Below are 6,612 nucleotides of genomic sequence, written 5' to 3'. Positions count from 1 at the left end.
CGGAGCCCGACGACGACGACGCCGCGGCGGGGCCCGCCGTGAACCGGCCCGCCGCCTGCTCCCAGCGCAGCGGCGTGCGCGTCGGCTCGCCCGCCCCGCCGTCGTCCTCCAGCAGGCCGAACGCCCCGTCCGCCCCGACGACGACGAGCACCTCGAGGTGCTCGGGGTTCACCGGCTCATTCCCCGGCACCTCGGCGCCGTCGAGCGGCACGAGCGCACCGGCACCTGCCAGGACGGGGATCGTCCGCAGGTCCCGGTGCAGGGCGACCCGGCGGTCGCCGTCGTACGCGACGTCGGTGAGCACGTCGACCCACGTCCCGGGTGGCAGCCACGCCTGCGTGCGCGCGAGCAGCGACGCGTCGTCGGCGGGGCGCGTGACGGCCGCGACGACCAGCTCGGACCCGAAGGCGAACTGGTCGGGGACCTCGTACGCCTGGTTCACCTCCGGGTGCGCGTAGTACATGGGCAGCACGAGCGGCACGCCGTCGGCGGCGCGGTGGTTCATGGTGTGCAGGTAGGGCACGAGCCGGTGCCGCAGGCGCAGGAACGCCGTCTGCACGTCCCGCGCGTCGGACGAGAACGTCCACGGCTCCTTGGTGATGAACGGGTTCGCGCCGGAGTGCAGGCGCAGGATCGGCGAGAAGCAGCCGAGCTGGACCCAACGCGTGGCGAGCTCGTCGTCCTTCGTGCCGAAGAAGTGCCCGCCGATGTCGTGGCTCCACCAGCCGTAGCCGATGTTGCTCGCGGTGGCGGTGAAGTGCGGCTGGAAGGCCAGGGAGTCCCAGGAGATGACCGTGTCGCCGGAGAACCCCACGGGGTAGCGGTGGCTGCCCGGCCCGGCGTACCGGGAGAAGGTCAGGCCGCGGCGGCCGTCGCGGGCGTTGTCCAGGTAGTGGAAGTGGTTGAGCATCCACAGCGGGTCGATGCCCGCGACCTTCGAGTGCGGCCCGGACTGCCAGTCGATCCACCAGAAGTCGACGCCGTCCCGCTCCAGCTCCCGGTGCAGGACGTCGAAGTACGCGGCGAGGAAGTCGCGGTCGGTGACGTCGAAGGCGATGGGGTCGCCGGCGTCCGGGTCGAGGCCCAGGGCGCGCGCCATGTCGGTGTACGCGTCCTCGTGCGCGCGGACGCCGTCGGCCGGGTGGACGTTGAGGGTGACGCGCAGCCCGCGCTCGTGCAGCCACGCCAGGAACTCCGCGGGATCCGGGAAGAGCTCGCGGTTCCAGGTGTAGCCGGTCCAGCCGCTGCCGTGCCGGGGGCCGATCTCGACGAGGTGCCAGTCCATGTCGATGACGCTCACCGAGAACGGCAGCCCCTCAGCCCGGAAGCGCTCGATGAGGGCGCGGTACCCGTCCGCGGAGTACCGGTGGTAGCGGCTCCACCAGTTGCCGAACGCCCAGCGGGGGAGCACGGGCGTCGGGCCGCTGACCGCGTAGAACGCCTGGAGCGCGTCGAGGTAGTCGTGGCCGTAGGCGAAGAGGTAGAGGTCCTGCCGGCCGGGCTCGCGCGGGGCGACCCAGCCGTCGTCGTCGAAGAGGAACGAGTCGGAGTCGTCGAGCACCGCGTAGCCCTGCCGGGACACGACGCCCTGCTCGAGGGCGGTCGCGCCGTCGACGTCGTCCAGCGTCCGGGCCGTCCCGCCGAGGTTGTCCTCGCTCTGCCCGATCTGCCCGCCGAGCTCCCCGGCGTCCTGCCCGAACCGCCAGACCGAGTGGTAGCTGCTCACGCCGCCGAGCACGGCCAGGCTCAGGCCGCTCGTGCTGAACGGCTGCTTGTCGTAGGTGAGCCGGAAGCGGGCGGTCTCGACCTCGACGTGCGTCCCCGAGTCGTGCACGCGGAAGGGCGGCACGGGGAGCTCGCGGCGGATCGCGAACGTGGAGGGCCGGTCCTCGAAGCCGCCGTCGTCGGACCACTCGACGCGGACGAGCCCGTCGGTGAGGACCGAGATCCGCCACCGGTCGCCGCCGACGACGGCGTCCTCGTGCGCGACGGGACGGGCGGGCAGGCGGTACTCCGGCTTCACGGCGTGGGTCCTCCGGCTGGGGGTGGGGCAGGTCGACCCTGCCACCGCTGCGGGTCCCGGCGCGAGCCGACGGCGGGCGAACTGGCAGGTGGCTCCCAGGCTGCTCCCAGCACCGGGGAGGAGGCTCGGACCAGAGGGAGCCGGCGCCTGGACCGGTGCGGGGTCACGGTGGGGAGAGGGCGATGAGGACAGCACTGCGGAGGACGGTCGCGGCAGGGGCCGTCGGGCTGGTCGGGTTGGCGGGGGTCGCGATCGGGGCCACGGCCGTGCTGCCGGCCACGGCGGCGCCGTCGGACGAGACGACGGCCGAGGACCCGTTCCTGGCCCACCACGCGGAGCGCATCCGCGACTCCCTGGAGTCCCTCGTGGCAGACGGGACGATCGACGCCGCGCAGGCGGATGCCGTCGCCGAGGCCCTCGCCGACGAGATGGGCCCGCACGGGGGCGCCGGTGACGGCAGGCACGGCGGGCACGGCGGGCACGGCGCGAACCTGGACACCGCGGCGGAGGCGCTGGGACTGACGACCGACGAGCTGCGGGACGCGCTCGCGGATGGGTCCACGCTGGCGGACGTCGCGGCGGCGCAGGGCGTCGCCGTCGAGGACCTCGTGGCGGCGCTCGTGGCGGAGGCCGAGGAGCGTCTGGACGAGGCCGTGGCCGACGGCCGTCTCGACGCCGCGGAGGCCGACGAGCTCAGGGCCGGCCTGACCGAGCGCATCACCGAGCGCGTCGAGAGCGGCGGGCCGGCCGGCGGCGGTCACCACGGGTGGGGTGGCCAGGGCAGGCACGGGGGCATGGGCGGGATGCACGGCGGCCTGGGCGGCGGGATGGGTCGCGGCGGGGCCGACGCCTGAGCCGCGACGACGCCGTCTGACACGACCGGCAGCGAACGGCTGAGGCGACCGACGACGACGGCCGGGTGGGACCTGACGGTCCCACCCGGCCGCGGTGCGTCCGCCTGCCGACCTCACGGCCGGCCGGCGGAGCGGCTCACTCGATGACGAGCGGCTCCCCGCCGTACGTCAGCACCCAGTCCGGGTTGGTCGAGGAGAAGACCGCCGGGTCGATGACGCCCTGCGCGCTCACCCAGTCGATCATCAGCTGACGGATCTCCTGCTGGGCGTTGTGCACGACCGGAGCGTCCTTGACGTGCGGGAAGTTGCCGCCGCCGGACTGCCGGTAGTTGTTGACGGCCACGACGAACTCCTGCGCGGGGTCGATCGGCGCGCCGTCGTACGCCAGCCCGACGATCCGGCTGCCCACCGGCTGCGACAGGTCGATCTGGTAGGTCAGCGGCGCGTCGAGCCCCGCCATGACGTCGTAGTTGTAGTCCGGCGTGCCGGTCTGCGCCGTCGGGGTCACTGCGTTGGTGACCTGCGACGGGGCGAGCGGACCGGCGCTGCTGACCTGCTGGAAGTACCGCGCGGAGAACTCGAGGTAGTCCTTGATCTGGGCACCGGTCATGCGGACCCCGAGCAGCGTGTTGTCGAAGATGTACAGCCCGGCGATGTCGCGGACGGACACGTCCCCGGCGGGGATCGCCGCCTGGGCGTTGAAGGGCGCCGCGATCGACAGGACGGGCAGCTCGGCGTCGGTCCCGGTGAGGTTCCGCTGCACCTCGAGGGCCTGGACGTAGTTGATGAAGTCCAGGGCCGCGGTGTCCCGGTACCGGGCGGTCGCCGCGGACATCGGCGCGAGGGACGTGCCCACGACGCTGTTGACGTAGTCCACGACGGTCGCGTGCTGGTCCGCCACGAGGTCCACGATCTCCGGGTCCTCCGGCACCGTGTTCGCGTTGAGCAGCTCCGCGTTCACGGAGTCGACGGTCCACGTCCCGCGCTCGTAGGACAGGTCGATGTCGAACGTCGACAGCCGCATGCCCCAGCGCAGGGGCATCGACAGGACGACCTCCTCGCCGGTCTGCTCGTTGATCACCACGCGCTCGGGGATCTCCCGGTGCGCGTGACCGGTCAGGACGGCGTCGATCCCGGGGACCTGCTCGGCCATCTCGACGGCCGCGTTCTCCGGGAAGGGCAGGGCGTCGCCGTACGACGAGCCGCCGTCCGCGCCGGTGTGCGCGAGGACGACGACGACGTCGGCCCCCGCCTCGCGGACCTTCGGCACCCAGTACGCCGCCTGCTCGACGACGCCGCCGAACTCCAGCACGCCCTCGACGTTCGCGCGGTCCCAGATCGCGCTGCCCGGCGTCGTCACGCCGACGAAGCCGACCTTGATCGGCTTGCCGCGGCCGTCGGGGCGCACGGTGCTGATCGTGTACGGCGTGAACGCCGGGTCGCCCGTCGTCGCGTCCAGGACGTTGGCGCCCAGGAGCGGGAAGTCGACCTGGTCCTCGAAGGCGCGCAGCAGCGGCAGGCCGTAGTTGAACTCGTGGTTGCCCAGCACGGCCGCGTCGTAGCCGAGCGCGTTCATCGCGGTGGCCATGGGGTGCTGCGCGCCCTCGGTGATGGGGTCGACCTTGGCGTAGTAGTAGGCCAGGGGCGTGCCCTGGATGAGGTCGCCGTTGTCGACCAGGAGCGTGTTGGCGGCACCCTTCTCGGCGCGCACCTGCTCCACGAGGCTCGCGATCTTCGCGAGCCCGACGTCGTTCCCGGGGCGGTCCGTGTACTCCGCGTTCGCGAAGTAGTCCCAGTTCAGGATGTTGCCGTGCAGGTCGCTGGTGCCCATGACGGTGAGCTCGTACGACCGCGGCTGGCCGTACCCGGTCCGGCCGTTGCCGTTGCCGCCGTCGGAGCCGCCGGCCACCGCAGGCGCGGCCCCGACGGTGATGAGGGCGGCTGCGGCGGTGAGCACTCCGAGCGTCGTCGCCCGGGATGTGCGGTTGCTCATGCGGGGGTCCTCCCGTGTGAGGTGACTGCACCGGTCGGTGCCCGCACATGGTTCGTCGGGGGCCCTCATGGTCACAAGGGCCCGCGGGGGAGCGATCTCTGAACGCTTCCCGATGCCCGGGCGAGGCCGGGGTGAACGCGCTCAGCCGCCCGGCTGGAGCGGGGTGTCGTCACCGGCGGCGGCTCCACGGGGCGCGGAGGTCCGGTCGCTCCGGCGCAGCATCTGCCGCGGGGCGCGGCCCGTGATGCCCCGCACGGCCGCGGACCGGGACCGCCCGCCCCCGCGCGTGCCGAGCCGCAGCGGCGCCCCGAGGAACTCGCCGAGGGTGACGCCGCCGGCGATCCCGAGGCCGATCATGAGCGCACCGAACAGCCCCGCGACCCCCGGGAGGATCCCGATCTCCGTGGTGCTGCTGACGAGGTCGAACAGCCCGCGGTAGATCGCCAGCCCGGGCAGGAGCGGGACGATGCCGCAGACGGACGTCACGATCGACGGGACCCGCAGCCGGGGCGAGGCCCACTCGCTGAGGAAGCCGACGACGGCGGCGGCGACGGCGCTCGCCACCGCGGGACCGACCCCGAGCGTGGTCATCGCGCTGAGCACGGCCCACGAGATGCCGCCCACCGCCGCGGCCACGACGACGGCGCGCGGCCGGGCGTAGGACGCGACGGCCCAGGCGAGGGCGACGACGGCGGCCGCCGCCACCTGGACGAGGAGGGGGGTGGTGTTCTGCGGCGGGTCGAGCAGGAGGAGCGGGACGCCGAGGCGGCGCGCGACGTCCAGGACGAACCCGATGCCGACGACGATGCCGAGGGTCAGCACGAGCACCTCGAACGCCCGGGCACCGGCGGTGATGGGGAAGCCGCTGATCGCGTCCTCCGCCGCGCCGACGAGGGAGAGCCCGGCCAGCAGCACGACGATCCCGGCCGCGACGACGAGCGAGGGCGGGAGGAGGTCGGGGTCGAAGGGCAGGACCGGCCGGGCCAGGAAGAGGGCCACCGCGACGAGTGCCGCGATGGCGGCGCCCACGGCCTGGAGGAAGAACGCGGGGAGGCCGCGGAGGCCGAGGAACCACACGACGCGGTCGATGACCGCCGTCGTCGCCGCGGCCACGAGGGCGACGGCCGGACCGCCCCCGAGCAGGACCGCGACCGCGCCGGCCAGCGTGGACAGGGCGACCGTCACGACCCAGCGGCGGTACGTCTGCGGCGCCGAGACGATCCGGTCGAGCGCCTCGTGGGCAGCGTCGACCTGGCGCGCCGCGTCCTCGGGCGGGACCACCCGCTCGCCGACGTCCCGGGCGAGCTCCACCACGTCCTGGAGGCGCCCGTAGTCCGGGAGCCGCTCCGCGACGACCCGCATCATCGTCAACGGGTACGCGCCGACCCCGCGGTCGTAGGAGACGGTGATCGAGGTGAACGTGAGGTCCACCTGGGCGCCGCGCAGGCCGAACGCCTTGAGCACCCGGCGGATCGCGAGCGTGACGTCGACGGCCGCCGCGCCGAGGGAGAGCATGGCCTCGCCGACCCGCAGCGCGAGCTCCATGACCCCGTGGATCGTCGTCGCGTCGAGCTCGCCGGGCCGCGACCGCAGGCCGGTCTGCACGGTGGGCGGACCTCCGGCGACGCGCCGGACCACGGACCGCAGATCCCACCGCTGAGGCATGGACCCGACCCTAGGTGCTGGTCCGGCGCGGTCCCGACCGCACCCGTGAGCACGTTGCTCGTTGCCCGTGCCCACGC

At 73.8% G+C, this 6,612-nt stretch carries 4 protein-coding genes; 1 reads left to right on the top strand and 3 read right to left on the bottom strand.

Features of this window, described 5'->3' with window-relative positions:
• Positions 1-2,023, bottom strand: a 2,023-nt coding sequence (locus N866_RS12730; RefSeq protein WP_034226878.1) for a glycoside hydrolase family 31 protein, incomplete at its 3' end; no start/stop codon positions are given.
• A gap of 182 nt (positions 2,024-2,205) precedes the next feature.
• Between N866_RS12730 and N866_RS12725 the strand changes: the two genes are divergently transcribed.
• Positions 2,206-2,877, top strand: coding sequence for a hypothetical protein (locus N866_RS12725; protein WP_155855350.1), 672 nt, complete (start codon positions 2,206-2,208; stop codon positions 2,875-2,877).
• Between the two features lie 136 nt (positions 2,878-3,013).
• Here the strand turns inward: N866_RS12725 and N866_RS12720 are convergent, their stop codons facing one another.
• Both N866_RS12720 and N866_RS12715 read right to left on the bottom strand, forming a co-directional pair.
• Positions 3,014-4,870, bottom strand: coding sequence for a bifunctional metallophosphatase/5'-nucleotidase (locus tag N866_RS12720; protein WP_034226874.1), 1,857 nt, complete (start codon positions 4,868-4,870; stop codon positions 3,014-3,016).
• A 141-nt stretch (positions 4,871-5,011) separates the two neighbouring features.
• Positions 5,012-6,535 carry a threonine/serine exporter family protein gene (locus tag N866_RS12715; protein WP_081802624.1) on the bottom strand — a complete coding sequence of 508 codons (1,524 nt, stop codon included), beginning with the start codon at positions 6,533-6,535 and terminating at the stop codon, positions 5,012-5,014.
• Positions 6,536-6,612 lie beyond the last annotated feature (77 nt).

It is taken from the genome of Actinotalea ferrariae CF5-4 (genome assembly GCF_000603945.1).
Taxonomy (GTDB): Bacteria; Actinomycetota; Actinomycetes; order Actinomycetales; family Cellulomonadaceae; genus Actinotalea; species Actinotalea ferrariae.
This window is presented reverse-complemented; position numbering and strand designations above follow the sequence as displayed.